Raw genomic sequence first — 17728 nt, 5'->3', positions numbered from 1 at the left:
GAAACCGCATTTCCTTGCTTATTTACCTTTTGTTTTTAGCTCTGTCCAGTAACGATCATAGTCTTTTAACTTATCGTCTACATCAACAAGCCATTCTGTACGATCTAACTCTTCTTTCGTTAAGAAAATCATGTGATTATCACGGTATTCTTTACTATGAAGAGGATGAGCTTTTTCATTTGGATTACTGTAACCAATTGACTCGTAGTTTTTCACACTTACTTTTTCATCTAGTAAGTAGTTCATAAATTTCTCAGCAAGCTCTTTATGTTTTGCACCTTTTGGAATTGCTAACGTATCAGCCCAAATTGTGCCGCCTTCTTTTGGTACAACATATTCTACATCTTTATTATCTTTTGTGATAAATGCTGCATCTCCAGACCAAACTGTTCCGATCCAAGCATCTTCTGTAATAAATTTTTGTTTAATGTTATCTGTATCAAATGCTAATAAGTTTGGAAGTAGCTTCTTTAAATCATCTGCTGCTGTCTTTAATTGTGCATCGTCTTTCGTACTGTTTGAGAACCCGTGCTTCTTAAGACCCACTCCTAATACTTCACGAGAATCGTTCAGTAACGTTACATGTCCTTTATATTTCTCATTCCATAAGTCCGCCCAGCTTGTAGGTGCTTCTTTCACATACTTTTTATTGTATGCAATCCCTGTTACACCCCAAGTGTACACTAAAGAATATTTATTCTCTGGATCAAACGCAGGTGTTTTAAAATTAGAAACCATATTTTCGATATTCGGGATATTCTTTTTATCTAACGGCGCTAATAAGTCCATTTTCGCCATTGTTTTAACCATGTAATCCGACGGCTGAATTAAGTCATACTTTGCGCCACCAGCTTGTAATTTCGCAAGCATTTCTTCATTACTTGCGTACTTGTCATAGTTAATTTTCACATTATACTTCTTTTCAAAATCTTTTAGCACTTGCTCATCAAAATTGTCAGCCCAACTATAAATATTTAATTCTTCTTTCTTTTCACCACAACCAGCAAGCACACCAACAACAAGGCTAAAGCTAATTGCTGCGCCAGCTATTCTTTTCATTAATTTCATCGGTTTATTACCCCCTTGTACTTTCTATATCGTTCGTATTATAAAGGAAGGTGTCCTCCAGAGTTTTCTTCACCATCTGCACCTTTGTTCCGGAAGATTTCAGATAGAACCATTAATCCTACGATAGCAACAATTAAAATTGTAGAAAGAGCATTAATTTCTGGTGATACTCCGCGCTTAACCATACTGTAAATGTATAGTGGCAATGTTGTTGATCCTGGTCCTGATACGAAGAAACTAATTACAAAATCATCAATTGATAATGTGAATGTTAATAATGCTGCCGAAATAACTCCCGGTGCAATTGCTGGGAACGTTACATAACGAAACGTTTGCCAAGGCGTTGCTCCTAGATCATTTGCAGCTTCTTCTAAGTCACGTCCCATACTTGAAAGACGCGCAGCTAAAATAACAACAACAAACGAAATGCTAAATGTAATATGTGCAATAATAATCGTTGTTTGTCCAAGTTCCATTCCTAACTGACTGAAAAGAATTAGTAAAGATAATCCCATTAAAATATCAGGAATTAAAATTGGTAAATATACAAGGCCATTAATAGCCCCTTCGAAACGATATTTATAACGATGTAAAGCAATTGCAAAGAATACACCAAGTACCGTTGTCACAATCGTTGTTATAACTGCAATCGTAATACTATTTACAAATGCATCAATAACATCTTGTTTTTGAAATAAATCTGTATACCAATGGAATGTAAAACCTTCCCACTCCGCATTAATGCGAGAGTCGTTGAAAGAATAGACCATTAAAACCATCATTGGAAAATACAAGAATAACAAAATTAACCAAGAATAAGAAACTAAAAACTTCTTCATCTTTGCCTATTCCCCTCCGTTCTCATTATATTTATATACTTTCGTTGCACGATAATATAAGTAAATTAACAGAACAGAGAATAGAACAACGATAATCGATAACGCAGATCCAAACGGCCAGTCACGTGCACCTAAGAATTGATTTTGAATAACGTTTCCGATTAATGCTACTTTCGATCCGCCCATCACGTCTGATACAACAAACATTCCGATAGAAGAAACGAATACTAAAATAGAACCAGTCGCAATTCCTGACATCGTCATCGGCACTGTTATATTCCAAAATGCCTTTATTGGTGTTGCTCCTAAATCATAAGCCGCTTCTAGCTTACGCTTATCCAGCTGCTCAATTGCTGCATACACTGGTAAAATCATAAATGGTAATAAAGAATAGACCATTCCGAGTATTACAGAAGGAGTATTATATAATAAATTTAACGGTTCACTAATAATGCCAAGCTTTAATAACAACGTATTCACAAGACCTTGTGAACGTAAAATAACAATCCATGCGTATGAACGAACAAGAAAGTTAATCCAAAACGGGATCGTTGCCAATAATAAAAGAATAGAGCGGTATTTGCGGTCAACAATTGTAATTGTATACGCAAACGGATAACCAATTAATAAACATATTACTGTTGTAATAACTGCGATCTTAACAGTTTCCCATAACGTTCCTAAGTACAATGGATCAAATACACGGGATATATTCTCCAGCGTAAATTGCATTTCTACTGTCCCGTAAGCTCCGCGCTGCATGAAGGCGAATCCTAATACGAATACGAGCGGGATTAGGAAGAAAATTAGCAGCCACGCGACTGTAGGTAGTGCGAGTAATTTCCCTTTTTTCAATTTAAGGTCACCTCGTCCTCTTGCTCCCAGCCTACATATACATTATCTCCAATGCTCCACTGCGCTGCCTCTTCAGCAGTTTGATATGCCATTAGTAATTCTGATGTTTTCTCATCACGTACATAAAGCTTCTCCATATTTCCGACAAACTCAATATCTTCAATATGTCCAAGATGGTATTCTTTTAAAATTGGTTCTTCAACCGAACGTACTTTTACATTTTCAGGGCGAATTGCTACATAGCCTTCCCCGTTCTTCACAATATTATTTTCACCGATGAATGTCGCAACGAACAATGTTTTCGGCTTATTATAAATTTCTTTCGGCGTTCCGATTTGTTCGATATGTCCTTTATTCATAACGACAATACGATCGCTCATGCTCATTGCTTCTTCTTGATCGTGCGTTACGTATATGAACGTAATTCCTAAATTACGTTGTAAGTTTTTCAATTCACGTTGCAAGTCTTTTCGTAACTTAAAGTCAAGCGCTCCAAGTGGCTCATCTAATAGTAATACACGCGGATTATTTACAATCGCTCTTGCAATTGCAACACGCTGCTGTTGTCCACCAGAAAGCTTCGCAGGTTTACGATTACGGAACTCAAGTAACTGCGTTAAACGCATTGCCTCTTCAGCACGCTCTTTCTGCTCTGCTGCTGATACTTTCTGCATTTTCATACCAAAACAAATATTCTTCTCTACTGTCATATGTGGGAATAGTGCGTAATGTTGGAACACTAGGTTCATATGACGCTTATATGGTGGCAAATCGTTAATTCTTTCATCATCTAATAAAAGATTCCCTTTAGTTGGAGTTTCAAATCCTGCGATCATACGAAGTAAAGTCGTTTTCCCGCAGCCACTCGGCCCTAAAATTGTTAAAAACTCTCCCTCTTTAATATCTAAAGAAAGAGGTGGGATAATCACTTGATTTCCAAAATGTTTTTCAACTGCTTCAACTTTAATAATCTTTTTCATTTTCCCGTCCTATCTACCTTAAATTTTAAATTTTTATATTCATGAATAAATATTTATGTTCTATAGACTATTTTTTGTTTCGATCCAAACAAAAATGGTTATTTAACAAGCGTTCGTTTCTATTCTTTATGTAGTATGTTTGATTCATTTTCGCATGATACATAACGTCGAACAGAAAAACCCCTTCCATTGCGAAGGGGCTATTATCATACGGCTACGCCTACTGATAAACACCATCATCATTTTAACAACTTTCGTATGAATTTTAAAGCACTTTTTGTAGAAGAGTAACGAATTTTCATGTCGAATGCTGTAGATTGGGCTAAAATGCTTTTATAATGTGAAAAAGTCCGAAAACTTTCTTTCCCATGATAACCCCCTAATCCACTACTTCCAACACCCCCAAAAGGTAAATATGGCGTAGCAAGATGATAGACAACATCATTAATACAGCCTCCACCATATGAAATATTACTCGTCACTTTCTTTTGTACTTCTTTATCTTCAGAAAATACATATAACGCTAACGGCTTCGGATGTTGCTGGATTGTGCCAATTACATCTTCTATGTTGTCGTACTCTATGATTGGTAAAATCGGACCAAAAATTTCATCTTCCATAACAGTATCTTTCCATGTAATATCCGCTAGTACTGTCGGTTCAATATGTAATGTATCTTTCTTATAGTTTCCACCAATTACGACTTGACCATCTTGTAAAAATCCACATAATCTTTCAAAATGGCGCTCACTTACAATACGCACATAATTTTCATTTTGCAAAGGTTCTTTACTATACTGCTCTATAATTTCATGTCGCAGTGCCTCAATTAGCTTTTCTTTCACGGAAGAATGCACATACATATAATCAGGCGCTACACACGTCTGCCCTGCATTTAAAAACTTACCCCAAACAATTCTTCTTGCTGTCATCTCTATCTTTGCATCTTTATGTACAATACAAGGACTTTTCCCGCCAAGTTCTAAAGTGAGCGGCGTCAACTGTTTCGCTGCTGCTTCCATTACAACTTTTCCAACGCCAACACTACCAGTAAAGAAAATATAATCAAATGGTTCCCTCAGCAAAGATGTACTCTCTTCAACGCCACCTTCTACTACCGCTACAAGCTCTTCTGGGAATAATTCATCTAACATTCTCTTAAGCACTTTTGAAACGCTTGGTGTTAACTCTGACGGCTTTAAAACGATTGTATTTCCAGCTGCCAGTGCTCCTACAAGTGGTGCAATTGCTAATTGAAAAGGATAGTTCCACGGTGCAATAATAAGTGTCACACCATACGGTTCTGGCACTACTTTTCCTTTTGATCCAAAATGAGTAAGTGCTGTTCGAACTCGTTTCGGTTTACTCCACGATGACATATGTTTCAATTGAAAGGAAATTTCTTTTAATACATATCCAACTTCCGTTGTAAACGACTCGTGAACTGACTTATTTAAATCTAATTTCAACGCCTGAAATATTTCTTCTTCAAAATGCTGAATGCCTTCATAAAGCTTCTTCAAATTATTCTTTCGCATTTCGATGCTTCTCGTATGCCCTTTTAAAAAATATTCCTTTTGCCTACTTACAATAGAGGAAATACTCATTCACTCACCTTCTCCCACTATTTTTATCCAATTCTTTCATTATTTATATAGACTTCATATATAACAAATTTCTATTCTTAAGGTTACATTATATATGACTTTTTCAGCTATATAAAATTCATTGCTCACAAAAAAACTACCGAAAGAAAATCTCTCGGTAGTTTTACAGTATTAACGATATAAACGAACAGCACCTGCAGAATTATCATCAGCTTGTCCTACTACTTCAAACTTCAGACCAAGCTTCGGTAAAATACGTCCTGCATCTGGAATCTGTTGATTAATATACGTTTTAGAATCATCAAACTTCGGTACACCTGCTAAACCATCATACGTATACGTTCCACGCGTTGGAGATACAACTTTCCAAGCTGGCGTTTTATCGAATGAGAACGCCGCATCTGCGATTTGGAATCGCGTACTACTTTCCACTGTCGGTTTACCATTTAAAGTTCCTACAATTGCTTCTGGATGAGAATCCACTACACCTAGGAAACCGTGTCCTGGATGTACACCTACCCAGTTATCTGTGTAAGCTGAATCTGCATACCATACGACCATACCAGCGTTATATACTGGACCACGTGCAAATTTTAACGCGTTATCTGAACCAGCATAGTTTCTCCACTCAACATAGTAGTTATGGCTTTTCTTCTCTGTTCCGTTAGAAACAGCAAAACCATCTAATTTGAATTGTGGCGTACCTTCTGCGTCATCAGAGAATACTACTTTATCATCTACTGTTAATGAAGCATTATCAAGTAAGAAACCATTTAATGCTAAACCACCATCAGTAATGTAATCAAATGTTAATTTTACTTTCTTACCTTTGAACTGGCTTAAATCATATGATTTGTCAATCCATTTTCCATTTGTCGAATCTGCATTTCCACTATTTGCTTTCTCACCAAGTCTTTCAATTAACGTTTGTTGACCATCTTCCGTTACAGCGTGTACTTCAAGGAAATCATACTCTGCTTCAATTTCATATAATGATTTGAAGTCAAATTTTGCAGTCGTTGCATTTGTTAAATCGAACAGTGGTGTTTCCATCTTCGTATGAAGATCATCACCTTTTGTGCTGTAGTAATACTGTTTTCCGAATGCCGGCTCAATTGTTTTTATATCTTTGTCTGGTAAGTTAACACGAATCATACCTGGACGGTTAGATTTCGTAACACTTTGGTCTAAATATGTTGCTAGGCCGATACCTTTATTTAATTTCTCGTAATCTACTTCTACGATATTTGCCCAGTTACCACCGATTGTTTTTTGGAAAAACTCTTTATTTTGTGGTGATAAGCTCGTTGGTGTTGTACCTGCAATTTTACCAGCCCAGCTTCCGCCACTCATGATAGACCAAGCTTGAATTGGCTCACCAGCACCGCTATATTGTGTATCATACTCATCTGGTAAACCTAAATCATGACCATATTCATGCGCGAATACACCAACTGCTCCATCTTCTGGTTCAATTGTGTAGTCGAACGCTGCCATCTTTCCACCCCAATATGGAACTTTCGCTTGTGTACCTTCAATTGCGAATGGTTTTGGTCCAACTGTCCAGCGATGTGACCAAATTGCATCATCACCTAATTTACCACCACCTGCTTCTTGTCCAACACCTGCATGAATAATCATTAAGTGATCAATTAAACCATCCGGTTGATTTTTATTTCCATCACCATTTACATCATATTGATCAAATTGATCAAACTCTGATAGATCAAGACCGCTATCTACAGCTGCTTTTAATGCATCTTTTACTAAATCACGTGGGCCTTTTGGTCCTTTATTATCATGACCGCCGCTAGCAGCATCTGCACCGTAATCAGCAGCTTTACCAGGAACTGTTAACCATTTTGTAACTGTTCCGTCCACTGTGTAACTACCACCAGATTGCTCTTCGTAATATTGTTTAAACGTTTCAATTTTACTTCCATCATCTAATGTAAACGGCTCGTTGCCGAATAACATTTTTTCATAATGTTCTTTATTAAAATCGTTAGAATACATATATCCAGGCTCTTTGTCGATATTATTATGTTTAAAGTCAGCGTACTCTACAAGTAAAACGAGTACTTTATCTTTACGTACATCACCGTTATAGTCTTTTTGTTTCGCTGGAGAAGTTGGTACTTTACCATTTAGACCGCCTTTAACTGGGCCTGTCGCTGCAGGTGTTCCTGTTGCAGGGTTATCTAATTTTTCTTTCGTGTCTGCTTTCGCATCTTTCACTTTCTTTAAAAAATCAGATGCTTCTTTCGTAAGTTGATCCCCATTCGGTACTTCTTTCCCAGGATTTTCACCCTTTTTGTTCTCTACATACTTTTCGACAGCTTTCTTTGTTTCTTTCTCTGAAGCTGACGAATCAATTACCCCACGTTTTTTTAGCGCATCTGCTAAACGTTCTTCCGGAATTAAGTGATCATCAACTGGGCTCGTAGCTGTTTTATTCGCAGGCGTTTCAGCATATGCAGATTGAGTGCCAGCTCCGAATGAAAGGCCTAATACAGCTGTTAAAGCGATTGATGACAAAACTTTGAACGGTTTCTTGTTCATCCCTTATTTCCTCCCCTAATAAATAATATGTATTACAAATTGAATTTTATTAAAAATTCAATATTTTTTCAATATTTAGTCATATTATGTAATATTTTTAATATATTTGTAAAAATTTCATAGTTAGCATACGAATATATCACAATTCAACAATGTTTTCTGAAAATATTGAAAGTTTTTATCGAACAATTTATAATTTCCATAGAGGGAGTTTAATGGGGATTTTATCTTTGTTTCATCTACACAATATTTGATAATTCACTATATAAAACACAAAATCCGATTGCATTATCATGTATTCTGTAGCAGCAATTATGACCGATAATTAGGGAGGAATTACATTTGTACAAAGATAAGACAGACGCACTGGATCAAGAATGGATTGATTTAATACTTGAAGCTCTAGATGCTGGTATCGCCATGCAAGACATCGAGCAATTTTTCCAACGTATGAAGCCATCCAGTCAGGCTCAATAGGTTTGTTCTTTTTAACGAAGTTTATGTTATAATAATGACATCATAAGACAACTACATATTGATAGAAAGGTGCGCAAATATGATTGGAGAACGTATAAAACGCCTTCGTTTACAAAAAGGGATTTCATTAACTGAACTTGCCGAAAAAGCTGGCGTTGCTAAATCTTACATTAGTTCTATAGAACGAAATTTACAAAAAAACCCTTCCATTCAGTTTCTTGAAAAGATCGCAGCAGTTCTACAAATTCCAGTTGATACTTTACTTCATGATGAAACAACAAAGGAAACTAACCTAGACTCCGAATGGACACAACTCGTTAAAGATGCAATGAACTCTGGTGTCTCCAAAGAACAATTTCGTGAATTTCTTGAATTTACAAAGTGGAAGCAAAATCAAAAATAATAATAGAAAGAAGTGCTTACAACCAGCACTTCTTTTTCTTTATAAAAAAAGCGGGAATACCCGCTTTTTTATTATTTTTCTTCCCCAGCTTCTTGGTTAGCATTGAATGTCCATTCTAAATTCAATGTATCACCTTGGAAGATATTTTGGTCTTTTCCATCATCTACGAATTCAAATTGTACCCATAGATAATCCTCTGTACCAGCTGCTAATCCACCCTTTTCTCCCCACTCAGGAGCAAAGATATCTTTAGCTAAAAGATCTGGATCAACTTTTTGTAAGTCTGCTAAAGTTGTTTCATATACAGGCTCACTTTGTTTATCCCAGTTCCAAAGGAATTTTACTTTAACGTGCTTACCAAAGTCTTCACCAGCATTATCACCTTTTGCATCTTTAACAGTATACTTTGTTGCTAATTTAACATCTTTAATAGTTAACGAACCGCTGTTTTGTAATAAGAACTCTTTCTTAACAGAATCCCCTGGTTTTAAATCTTTAATATCTACAAGCGTCTTAGGGTTTAATGTAAGGTCTAACGTCCCAGCTGCAAATGTATTGTTTGATACTTCTTTATCGCTAAAGAATGCAAATGTTCCTCCACCAATTAAAGCTAACCCCAATGCTGCTGATGCAACTCCCATACCTAATTTCTTTTTCAGACTCACAATCAATTCCCCCTAGCTTTTTTTTATATTTTTATCACTTATTTTTCAATAAGAGATGTAAAGAAAACTATATTAGCTTAGCTAATATGCGTTCTTTTTTAAAAACCTTATGTTCATTATAACGAACAACTCTATATAAACACAACACATATTTATTAATATTTTCAGTTATTTTTATTTCTCAATATTTTTTAGACTTTTCGGAAAAAATAATGATAATTTATAACTTTTTTCACACTCAAATCACTTAATACTATAAGAAAAAAGAAAAACAAAGAGGTGAGGGCTAACGTTCCCTCACACTCGTATAAATATTACTAGTCTTGCTTATTCGTTCACTCTCTCTTACACCACATTCTTGTTTTCTGGCTGTTTCACTAAAGCAGTTACTCCGCTTTCTTCTGCTCTTCTAGCTTTTTCTGTTCTTCCACTTTCTTTTGCTCTTCTACTTTTTTCTGTTCTTCTACTTTTTTCTGTTCTTCTACTTTCTTCTGTTCTTCTACTTCCTTCTGTTCTTCGGCTTTCTTTTGTTCTTCGGCTTTCTTCTGTTCTTCTACTTTCTTTTGTTCTTCGGCTTTCTTTTGTTCTTCTACTTTCTTCTGTTCCTCTGCTTTCTTTTGTTCTTCTACTTTCTTTTGTCCTTCCGCTTCAATTGCAACGTTTAATTGTTGCTGAAGAGCCTGAATTTGCTCATCAATAGCTTTCAAGCTAATTTCTTTCTCAATATAGTCACGCTTCTCTTTGATACTGCGAAATCCTTCATTTACATATATGGACACTTGCTGCATCGACTCATCTTTATTTACCTTTAATTCTTCTTGTATTTGATTGTAAGGAGCTTCTATTTCAGTATATACATTTTGCAGAGCTTCCTTCTCAGCAACAATTTTCTCACGCCCTTGTTGCCATACAGAAATCGCCTGTTTTATTTCTTCAATAGAAGTTGCTTTCAATTTCCCCTTCATCGTTCCATACTCACGCTCAATAAACTGTTTATGTTTCTCAGATTGCTCTTTTAACGTATTAACTGTTTTCGGAAATATAATTGCTGTAGAAAGCGTCGCTTCTACTTTCGTTTCATGAATGAACGCCGCTTCTGTATGCGTCATAATTTGAGATCCTAAATAAAACGTAATAGAACACATACACGGCAATATAAGCATCTTTTTAAAATTACGCGGTCTTTTCAGCATCTTAATCTCTCCCATCGAACATTACGTTCTTTATACAGAACATTATCTATATTATAGTAAAGAACTATTAAAATTGATAGACAAATACTAGAAAAATAGAAAAAGGGCTATCCATGTGATAGCCCTTTTTATTATTATCTTTCTTCACCTGCTGTTTGTTGTGCATCAAACGTCCAATTTAATTGTAACTTATCGCCTTGGAATTGATTTTGATCTTTTCCATTATCAACGAACTCAAATTTCACTTTGAATTTATCAGATTTACCTGCTGAAATACCTTTTTCATCCCAGAACCAAGCCGATAAATCATTATCTACAGCTGTAAGTGTGTCACCTTTTAATTTATCTAAAGTAGTTTGTTTCACAATTGTCTCATGCTTATCTACATTTTTTAAGAATGTTACTTTAATATGTTTACCAAAATCATCTTTATTATCTTTCTTTACATCTTCTACATTATAATCTGTTTTCAGTAGAACCTTTTTAATATCTAAAGAACCTTTATTTTCTAGTTTAAATTCTTTTTCAATTGTATCCCCAGGTTTTAAATTCGATACGTTAACAACTGTTGATGGATTTAATGCTAAATCCAGTGTTCCAGCCGCAAATGTATTGTTTGACACTTCTTTATCACTGAAAAATGCAAATGTTCCTCCACCAACTAAAGCTGCTCCTAATACTGCTGATGTAATACCCATTCCTAATTTTTTCTTTAAAGTCATGTCCATATCCCCTTAATATATATTTGTTAACTTCCTAAACGGAAAGTATAACCAAACGAACTAGACGGATTGTTCTACTTTTTTATCTTTCTTTTCTCCGTCAATGCTACGAATAGCACCAAAAATAGAAATAGCGGAATAACCAAGCAAAAAGACTCCTGGAATAATAAGAAGTAATGCTGCTCCTGCTTTCGAATTCGCATAATTCAGTAAATAACCAACATATGGAACTGTAATATCTGCATACTTTCCAACTACATTTTCTGCAAGTACTGGCTCTAAATCTGGTCCGTTGTTGTTATCCCCTTTTGTTTCATACATTACTTTTCCATTTGTATCTTTCACACCGATAATACGGTGAGTGATAATTTTTTGATCTTTCTCTTTAAAGGTAATAACATCACCTTTTTGATATTTAGAACCATCTTTGTTTGGTTCTATTGCAATGATTGATCCTGTTAAAAACGTCGGCTCCATTGATCCTGAAAGAACGCTCTTAAATTGATATCCCATCACTGTCGGATCACCACCGCTTGCTTTTGAAGAAATAACTACAAAAGCTAAAAAAACCATCAATGCAAATAAAACAAATGAGATCGCGTTGCTAATTATCTTCCATATTAATTTCATCGTCTCTCTCCCTCTCCGTTGTTTTATATTATTTGAAGTATGCAATATCCATTTTGTTCTTTAACAAGAACACAAGTAAATGATATAACGAACTTTAAGTTATTGCAATAAGAAAATTTACAATTATTAGTTATTTAAGATATATATAAAAGACTGTGCCAAAATTTTACACAGTCTTTTTATTAGTAATTTATTTACCTTCTGATTTCATTCCTTTTGTATTTCGGCGCAACACTACATATAAAATTGCTCCAAATAATACAATCGCACCTATCCCAACACTTATTACTTTCATATTTGAGTCTTTTACTTCAGGCATAGTTGTATCTTTTTTAGGCATCGCAAAAGTGACATCTTCTGTTGAAAGAACATTTACCGTCGCAATTGTTTGATTATTTTTCGTAATATCAACTGCACCAACTACCTCACCACGATGTATTCCTTTATGATATAAAGATTCTTTATCTAATGAAGCCGCCCGGAAAATAGTTTTCACATTTTTCCCTTCATCTTTCTTAAGCATAAGCTCTGCACTTTGTTCCAACTCAGAATTAACATCTTTATTTAAATATGTTGTTTTTTGATGCCAATTATGTTTATCAAGCACCATTTGCTTCGTAAATTGACCGAAAGAATATTCCGCCATCTGCTTCAAATCTTCATAAATTTCAGGTCTTTGAGAAGCCATTACTACGCTTATAATACGATTTCCATCTTTCTCATTTAATAAAACAAGTGTATTACGCGCTTCATTCGTAAACCCTGTTTTACCGCCAATGCTATATGGATTTTCAAAAAAATTAGATTTATTAAAAATAGACACCGTCTGCCTAGACGTCGTAACTGTCGTTCTTTTCGTATTCATCGCTTGTAAAATTTCAGGATACTTTTGCACACCCTTCGTAATCATAGCCATATCATACGGCGTCGTATAATGGTTCGGATCATGTAATCCATTCGGTGTTACAAAGTGGCTATCTTTCGCCCCTAATTGCTTCGCTTTCTCATTCATCATATTAGCGAAATTCTCAACACTCCCGCCAATCCGCTCCGCAATCGCATACGACACATCATTCGCACTCAGCACCATTAAAATCATAAGCGCAGTATTTCTATTAATTGTCTCTCCAGGTTGAAACTCAATTTGATAATTACTCTTCTCTTGATCTAATGCTAATTGTGAAAATGTAAATTGATCCTCTGGCTTTGTATGCTCCATGAGTAAAATCGCTGTTAATACCTTCGTCGTACTAGCAGGATATGCACGGTGATATGCGTTTTTGTCATACAAAACATCTCCTGTTTTTGCATCAATTGTCGTTGCAAACTGACTAAAAACATTCGGTCCTTCTGCAGGTGGTGGTGCAACTTGTTCTGGATTTACTCCAATATTCGTCTCAGCACGCAATGTCATAGGTGTCAACAAAAACAAACAAATAACTGTAATAAAAACCAAAATTTTCTTAAAATTTACCATATGACTCTCCCTTTTCCATTTACTCCTCTAACAAAATAATAAATCTACCAATCATATGTAATTTGTATTAAACTGGAAGAATTTTCACTATTTTTTACTATATCATATTTTTACGATAAAGAACATAAATATACAATAAAAATAAGAAGGAATTACTCTTTCTTATCCTTCTCATCAATCAACGAATCTATTAACTTTTGACTAGCTTCCTCAGGCGTAATCTCATCCGTTATCCCCATAAACGACCAACCTTTAGAATCGACCCACTCAACAAACTCTTGTAAAAATTCATCATGTGTAACATCTACATCAAGAATCGAACCATTAATCGAAATCGTTCTATTTTTAGACACGCGCATCTTGAACGTTTTTCTTACCATTACAACTTTTCTCCCTCTACTTCTGAATATTTATAAAGTGAAACTTTAATCAACCCTCACGAATCGGACTTTTACGGCCATCCCGACCCAACCTAACTACTTTGCTTTTGCTGAATTTCGAGGTAAGGGATCTTACTGCCCGCAAATAGCGAGATAAAATAATCATGTATCTCTGTTATACATGATTTTCAGTAAATTGTAAAAAGGATATATTGGCCAATTTAAATAGCAAAAATGAAAATCTCTTACCTACGTAAACGTAATACGGCATACAATTGCTCATAAATTATTAAATAAATCCATAAAAATATACACTTTAAAACATAATTGAGTAAGCCATTATAGTCTTTTGGAAGATATTATCTAAAATAGTATACTAAACGGATAAAGGATATTTGAATAAAGAAACTGAGGCTTTCTATTTAGCTGGACTCTTAAGTTGTAGACTTAGAGACTGATGCCGGAATTCATATTTAATTTCTATTTCTGTACATCATATCGTAAGAAAGAAGGTAGTACTGTGAAAACAACAGAAAATTTTACTGACAGGGCCGATATATATGCAAAATATCGCCCTAGTTATCCTAATGAATATATTGATTACTTGCTTTCAGCTAACCAACTGAAAGGGAATCGGATTGTGGCTGATATTGGTTCAGGTACGGGGATATTTAGCCACCAGCTGCTTGAAAGTGGTTTACATGTTATTGGAGTTGAGCCAAATGATGATATGAGAAAGATGGCTGAGCAATCATTAAAACTATATTCTCGTTTTCAATCCATAAAAGCAACTGCTGAACATACCACTTTAAAAGAAAATAGTGTAGATTTAGTAACTGTTGCCCAAGCATTTCATTGGTTTGATAAAGAGGCTTTCAAAATCGAATGCCAACGAATTTTAAAACAAAAAGCAAATGTTGCACTTGTTTGGAATAGTAGAGATTTAACTAGTCCACTTATTAAAGAGAATGCAGAAATTTGCCAGAAAACCTGTCCAAACTTTAAAGGCTTTAGCGGTGGAATAGATGAAACTCCAGAAGTATTTAACAACTTTTTTAAAGATGGAAAGTATGATTTTAAAGAATATCAAAATGATTTACTTTTTGATTATGAAGGGTTTTTGGGAAGGAATTTATCAGCATCTTATGCTCCGAAAGAAAATGACGAACAGTATAAAAACTTTATTTTTCTCCTATCAGAGCTATTCGAAAAATACAGTAAAGATGGAAAAATTATTCTCCCGAATTTAACACGAAGCTATCTAGGCAATGTATAAACAGCCTGATACAAAGAGACATTGAACGGAATTAAAACAAGCTTAACCCCTCCCTGAATGTAGAACGAGGTTAGGCTTGTTTTGCATTTTACCACATCAAATTCAAATGACTTTCGTACAATAAAGTAGAATATATTAGAAAACACCTTAAACTGAGGAGGAACTCAATGGCGCGTTGTACGTATTGTAAAACGAAGTGGAAAGTAAAAGATGTATGGTCAATACTCGTGACATTTGAAAAAGATTGTCCGTATTGTTTTGGGAGGCAATATCTATCAAAGAAAACAGTGAACGCTATGCCAGAACTTATAAGCTTACCTTTACACTTCTTGTTCCCTTTTCTTGTTGATTTGAGTGATGAAGGTCCTTTGGATTGGTATCGGAAATAATATAACCTCTACATCCAAAGACTACTTTCTACTAAATTCGCTTCTCATCATTATCCCTTCATACATTACTCTCATAATCGCTTATACTTTCCCTTTTAAAGATCCCATAGCTCAACAGGAAGAGCGTCCCCTGAACAAATTTTATCAATTATGACTAAAAAAACAGTGATATATGTATACTGTTAAACATAAAAAATTAGCATTAGGTTCCAATTAAATATTAATTGAAACCCAACACTACTTGTATTCTGTAATTCAGAATACAAGTAGTGTTTTTTATTATGCATTTTTGCATACAGTATTGTTTTCTCTTGTAAATAGATAATAATGGTATATAATAAAACCAACGTTTTACCAATAAAAGGTAATAAAGAGTAGTGGGATAAGCAAATAACCAAAACGTATTAACAGATTTGTTCTATGTAAATCATGATACATATATGAAATCAAAACTATGAAATTTTATGTAGAGGTTAGATTACTACAAGATGAAAGATTCATAGCGAATACACTCGAGGAAAAAAGTGTTCGATTAGATTAATGTTATAAAACTACTTAATGTGATATCTATCGAACGAATTGAGAATATACTTAGGGGGAATTTCAAGTGAAGGCATTTAGTAAAGTATTATTAACAGGAGCTTTAGCTTTAGGGGGTTTAACGGTTATGAACATTGAAACACCAAAAGCACATGCTGACGCAGCAAGCGAGTTCTGTCGTTATATTTGTGGTCCTAGCGAAACGTTGAACGGTGTTACAGTTCAAGTACACTCTACACAAGTTACTTTTGGTAACAGCGTAATTGCAAGAATTACAAATGACCGAGCTGAAGATATTCATTACAATGTCAGCATCGAGAAAAAATATGGCGATAACTGGGGAGAATATGATACTTTCTTCCATTGGCAAAATCAATGGGTTCCAGCTGGAAGTAACGATGAAATTTCTACTTTCACAGGATATGGCGAAAACATTTCAGACAATGGAACATATCGCTATAAAGTTGAAGTTGTAAGTGCTGACGGTTCTGTAGATACAATTTACACAGCAGGAATGACAGTTACAGGACGATAGCTCATGAACGAGCTCTATTATTTATGCTTGTATTTTTGATAATATCATTGATAATTGCGGTGATATTATTATTATTGAAATAAGCTCTTCGGGGCTTATTTTTTATATACAAATTGGAATAATGATATTCAGAAAATTACATCTTTACACTATGAAATTTTGTTGCTATTATAGGAATACATCAAATGTTACAATACTCAACAAATTGTACAAATCCTCCGATTACACGAATGAAATGAAAATACATTGCTGATGGTAACATTTATAGTTGGGATCCCGTAGCTCAGCAGGGAGAGCGCCACCTTGACAGGGTGGAGGTCGTGAGTTCGAGCCTCTCCGGGGTCATATAAAAAAGAGACACCATATCAACCTTCTACGTGATATAGTGTCTCTTTTTTATCTAATTCAATTACTTCCCACCAAACATCTTCTCCAAAGATTTCGCATTTGCAAACAATACTTCTTTCAAGTTATCGTCAGCAACGATTTTATAGTCGCCATCTTTGTCTTTCTTTAAGTTCAATGTAACTTCGCGAGTTGCCATTGCTGCATCTTTATCCGTTAAGTTTTTGATGATAGTTGAGGTCATTGTTTTTTCGATTGCTTTTTCAGATTGTTCTTTGTCTTCACTAAATGCGCTAGCGAAGGCCATTGGCATAACTTCTCCCACTGCTTTTGTTACAGCAACGGATAGATCAGCAGATGTAATTTTCACTTTCACTTCTGCTTTGTCATCCTTTTTCGATACTTCTTCTAGCTTTTCAAATTTAAAGTTCTTTGTAATTGCACTTAGCATTGCTTTTGCCTCAGCATCATCTGTTTTTTCATTTAGCTTATTAAATTCCTTGTCACTCTCAACAAATGTACGAGCCTTTTCTACATCACCTTTTTGTATCGCTGTTAAAAATTCTTCTGTAGTATCTTTCGGATTTGCACACCCTGCTAAAACACCTGCTGTTAATCCTACTACCATCATTAATAGCAATAATCTCTTTATCTTTTGCACGCTCATTCTCCTCTTATCTTTTCTAGTAAGTCAGCATCATACAATATTATGAAACTGACATTACAAACATTTTTTAGTATAGCATTTATATGATTCGTTTTCTATTAATTCCCAAAAGATAAAG

General features: G+C 34.9%; 18 protein-coding genes and 1 tRNA gene. 6 read left to right on the top strand and 13 right to left on the bottom strand.

Annotated elements, in window-relative coordinates:
• Nucleotides 1-18 precede the first annotated feature (18 nt).
• From potD to inhA1, 6 genes are all read right to left on the bottom strand, one after another.
• Nucleotides 19-1068, bottom strand: a complete 1050-nt coding sequence (potD, locus tag ACTFN4_RS07430; RefSeq protein WP_439962194.1) for a spermidine/putrescine ABC transporter substrate-binding protein PotD — start codon at nucleotides 1066-1068, stop codon at nucleotides 19-21.
• Between the two features lie 38 nt (nucleotides 1069-1106).
• Nucleotides 1107-1907: a spermidine/putrescine ABC transporter permease PotC gene (potC, locus tag ACTFN4_RS07425; protein WP_000714192.1), complete on the bottom strand. Its 801-nt coding sequence runs from the start codon at nucleotides 1905-1907 to the stop codon at nucleotides 1107-1109.
• A gap of 6 nt (nucleotides 1908-1913) precedes the next feature.
• Nucleotides 1914-2762 (bottom strand): spermidine/putrescine ABC transporter permease PotB, encoded by an 849-nt coding sequence (gene potB, locus ACTFN4_RS07420; protein WP_000715500.1) that lies wholly within the window; start codon nucleotides 2760-2762, stop codon nucleotides 1914-1916.
• On the bottom strand, nucleotides 2759-3742 hold the full coding sequence (gene potA, locus ACTFN4_RS07415; RefSeq protein WP_000720333.1) for a spermidine/putrescine ABC transporter ATP-binding protein PotA: 984 nt from the start codon (nucleotides 3740-3742) through the stop codon (nucleotides 2759-2761). Before potA ends, potB begins: the two co-directional genes overlap by 4 nt.
• 239 nt (nucleotides 3743-3981) lie before the next feature.
• A complete protein-coding gene (locus tag ACTFN4_RS07410) occupies nucleotides 3982-5349 on the bottom strand; it encodes an aldehyde dehydrogenase (protein ID WP_000028375.1) in 1368 nt (455 codons plus the stop codon).
• Between the two features lie 171 nt (nucleotides 5350-5520).
• Nucleotides 5521-7911 (bottom strand): M6 family metalloprotease immune inhibitor InhA1, encoded by a 2391-nt coding sequence (gene inhA1, locus ACTFN4_RS07405; RefSeq protein ID WP_001035936.1) that lies wholly within the window; start codon nucleotides 7909-7911, stop codon nucleotides 5521-5523.
• A gap of 342 nt (nucleotides 7912-8253) precedes the next feature.
• Here inhA1 and ACTFN4_RS07400 point away from each other — a divergent pair, with 342 nt between their 5' ends.
• Nucleotides 8254-8388: an anti-repressor SinI family protein gene (locus ACTFN4_RS07400; protein ID WP_000276219.1), complete on the top strand. Its 135-nt coding sequence runs from the start codon at nucleotides 8254-8256 to the stop codon at nucleotides 8386-8388.
• Nucleotides 8389-8467: 79 nt separating this feature from the next.
• Entirely contained in the window at nucleotides 8468-8791 is a 324-nt protein-coding gene (locus tag ACTFN4_RS07395) for a helix-turn-helix domain-containing protein (protein ID WP_000578885.1), read from the top strand.
• 71 nt (nucleotides 8792-8862) lie between these two features.
• On the opposite strand, the gene calY is transcribed toward ACTFN4_RS07395, so the two are convergent.
• From calY to ACTFN4_RS07365, 6 genes are all read right to left on the bottom strand, one after another.
• Nucleotides 8863-9456: a biofilm matrix protein CalY gene (gene calY / locus ACTFN4_RS07390; protein ID WP_000053713.1), complete on the bottom strand. Its 594-nt coding sequence runs from the start codon at nucleotides 9454-9456 to the stop codon at nucleotides 8863-8865.
• A 386-nt stretch (nucleotides 9457-9842) separates the two neighbouring features.
• Nucleotides 9843-10649: a DUF4047 domain-containing protein gene (locus ACTFN4_RS07385; RefSeq protein ID WP_439962193.1), complete on the bottom strand. Its 807-nt coding sequence runs from the start codon at nucleotides 10647-10649 to the stop codon at nucleotides 9843-9845.
• Between the two features lie 134 nt (nucleotides 10650-10783).
• Complete coding sequence (locus ACTFN4_RS07380; RefSeq protein ID WP_000172852.1) at nucleotides 10784-11371, bottom strand: CalY family protein; 588 nt, start codon at nucleotides 11369-11371, stop codon at nucleotides 10784-10786.
• Nucleotides 11372-11431: 60 nt separating this feature from the next.
• A complete protein-coding gene (gene sipW / locus ACTFN4_RS07375) occupies nucleotides 11432-12001 on the bottom strand; it encodes a signal peptidase I SipW (protein WP_000767792.1) in 570 nt (189 codons plus the stop codon).
• A gap of 190 nt (nucleotides 12002-12191) precedes the next feature.
• A complete protein-coding gene (locus tag ACTFN4_RS07370) occupies nucleotides 12192-13478 on the bottom strand; it encodes a D-alanyl-D-alanine carboxypeptidase family protein (protein WP_048534151.1) in 1287 nt (428 codons plus the stop codon).
• Nucleotides 13479-13630: 152 nt separating this feature from the next.
• A complete protein-coding gene (locus tag ACTFN4_RS07365) occupies nucleotides 13631-13858 on the bottom strand; it encodes a hypothetical protein (protein ID WP_000251856.1) in 228 nt (75 codons plus the stop codon).
• A 520-nt stretch (nucleotides 13859-14378) separates the two neighbouring features.
• Between ACTFN4_RS07365 and ACTFN4_RS07360 the strand changes: the two genes are divergently transcribed.
• The 4 genes from ACTFN4_RS07360 to ACTFN4_RS07345 all read left to right on the top strand — a co-directional run bounded on the left by ACTFN4_RS07360 (nucleotide 14379) and on the right by ACTFN4_RS07345 (nucleotide 16943).
• Nucleotides 14379-15134, top strand: a complete 756-nt coding sequence (locus tag ACTFN4_RS07360) for a class I SAM-dependent methyltransferase (RefSeq protein ID WP_000858660.1) — start codon at nucleotides 14379-14381, stop codon at nucleotides 15132-15134.
• 167 nt (nucleotides 15135-15301) lie between these two features.
• The gene (locus tag ACTFN4_RS07355; protein WP_000090221.1) at nucleotides 15302-15523 is read left to right on the top strand and encodes a hypothetical protein; all 222 of its coding nucleotides are present in this window, start codon (nucleotides 15302-15304) and stop codon (nucleotides 15521-15523) included.
• A 607-nt stretch (nucleotides 15524-16130) separates the two neighbouring features.
• A complete protein-coding gene (locus ACTFN4_RS07350; RefSeq protein ID WP_439962192.1) occupies nucleotides 16131-16598 on the top strand; it encodes a hypothetical protein in 468 nt (155 codons plus the stop codon).
• Nucleotides 16599-16870: 272 nt separating this feature from the next.
• Nucleotides 16871-16943: transfer RNA gene (locus ACTFN4_RS07345), tRNA-Val, on the top strand.
• 64 nt (nucleotides 16944-17007) lie between these two features.
• Here ACTFN4_RS07345 and ACTFN4_RS07340 read toward each other — a convergent pair.
• On the bottom strand, nucleotides 17008-17604 hold the full coding sequence (locus ACTFN4_RS07340) for a DUF4878 domain-containing protein (RefSeq protein WP_001169495.1): 597 nt from the start codon (nucleotides 17602-17604) through the stop codon (nucleotides 17008-17010).
• Nucleotides 17605-17728 lie beyond the last annotated feature (124 nt).

The sequence above is a fragment of the Bacillus cereus group sp. MYBK95-2 genome, assembly GCF_051915225.1.
Lineage (GTDB): Bacteria > Bacillota > Bacilli > Bacillales > Bacillaceae_G > Bacillus_A > Bacillus_A cereus.
This window is presented reverse-complemented; position numbering and strand designations above follow the sequence as displayed.

Coding starts and splice junctions, on each gene's coding strand:
- potD (WP_439962194.1), bottom strand. CDS start 1,068: ATGAAATTAATGAAAAGAATAGCTGGCGCAGCAATTAGCTTTAGCCTT.
- potC (WP_000714192.1), bottom strand. CDS start 1,907: ATGAAGAAGTTTTTAGTTTCTTATTCTTGGTTAATTTTGTTATTCTTG.
- potA (WP_000720333.1), bottom strand. CDS start 3,742: ATGAAAAAGATTATTAAAGTTGAAGCAGTTGAAAAACATTTTGGAAAT.
- ACTFN4_RS07410 (WP_000028375.1), bottom strand. CDS start 5,349: ATGAGTATTTCCTCTATTGTAAGTAGGCAAAAGGAATATTTTTTAAAA.
- inhA1 (WP_001035936.1), bottom strand. CDS start 7,911: ATGAACAAGAAACCGTTCAAAGTTTTGTCATCAATCGCTTTAACAGCT.
- ACTFN4_RS07395 (WP_000578885.1), top strand. CDS start 8,468: ATGATTGGAGAACGTATAAAACGCCTTCGTTTACAAAAAGGGATTTCA.
- ACTFN4_RS07385 (WP_439962193.1), bottom strand. CDS start 10,649: ATGCTGAAAAGACCGCGTAATTTTAAAAAGATGCTTATATTGCCGTGT.
- ACTFN4_RS07380 (WP_000172852.1), bottom strand. CDS start 11,371: ATGACTTTAAAGAAAAAATTAGGAATGGGTATTACATCAGCAGTATTA.
- sipW (WP_000767792.1), bottom strand. CDS start 12,001: ATGAAATTAATATGGAAGATAATTAGCAACGCGATCTCATTTGTTTTA.
- ACTFN4_RS07370 (WP_048534151.1), bottom strand. CDS start 13,478: ATGGTAAATTTTAAGAAAATTTTGGTTTTTATTACAGTTATTTGTTTG.
- ACTFN4_RS07365 (WP_000251856.1), bottom strand. CDS start 13,858: ATGGTAAGAAAAACGTTCAAGATGCGCGTGTCTAAAAATAGAACGATT.
- ACTFN4_RS07355 (WP_000090221.1), top strand. CDS start 15,302: ATGGCGCGTTGTACGTATTGTAAAACGAAGTGGAAAGTAAAAGATGTA.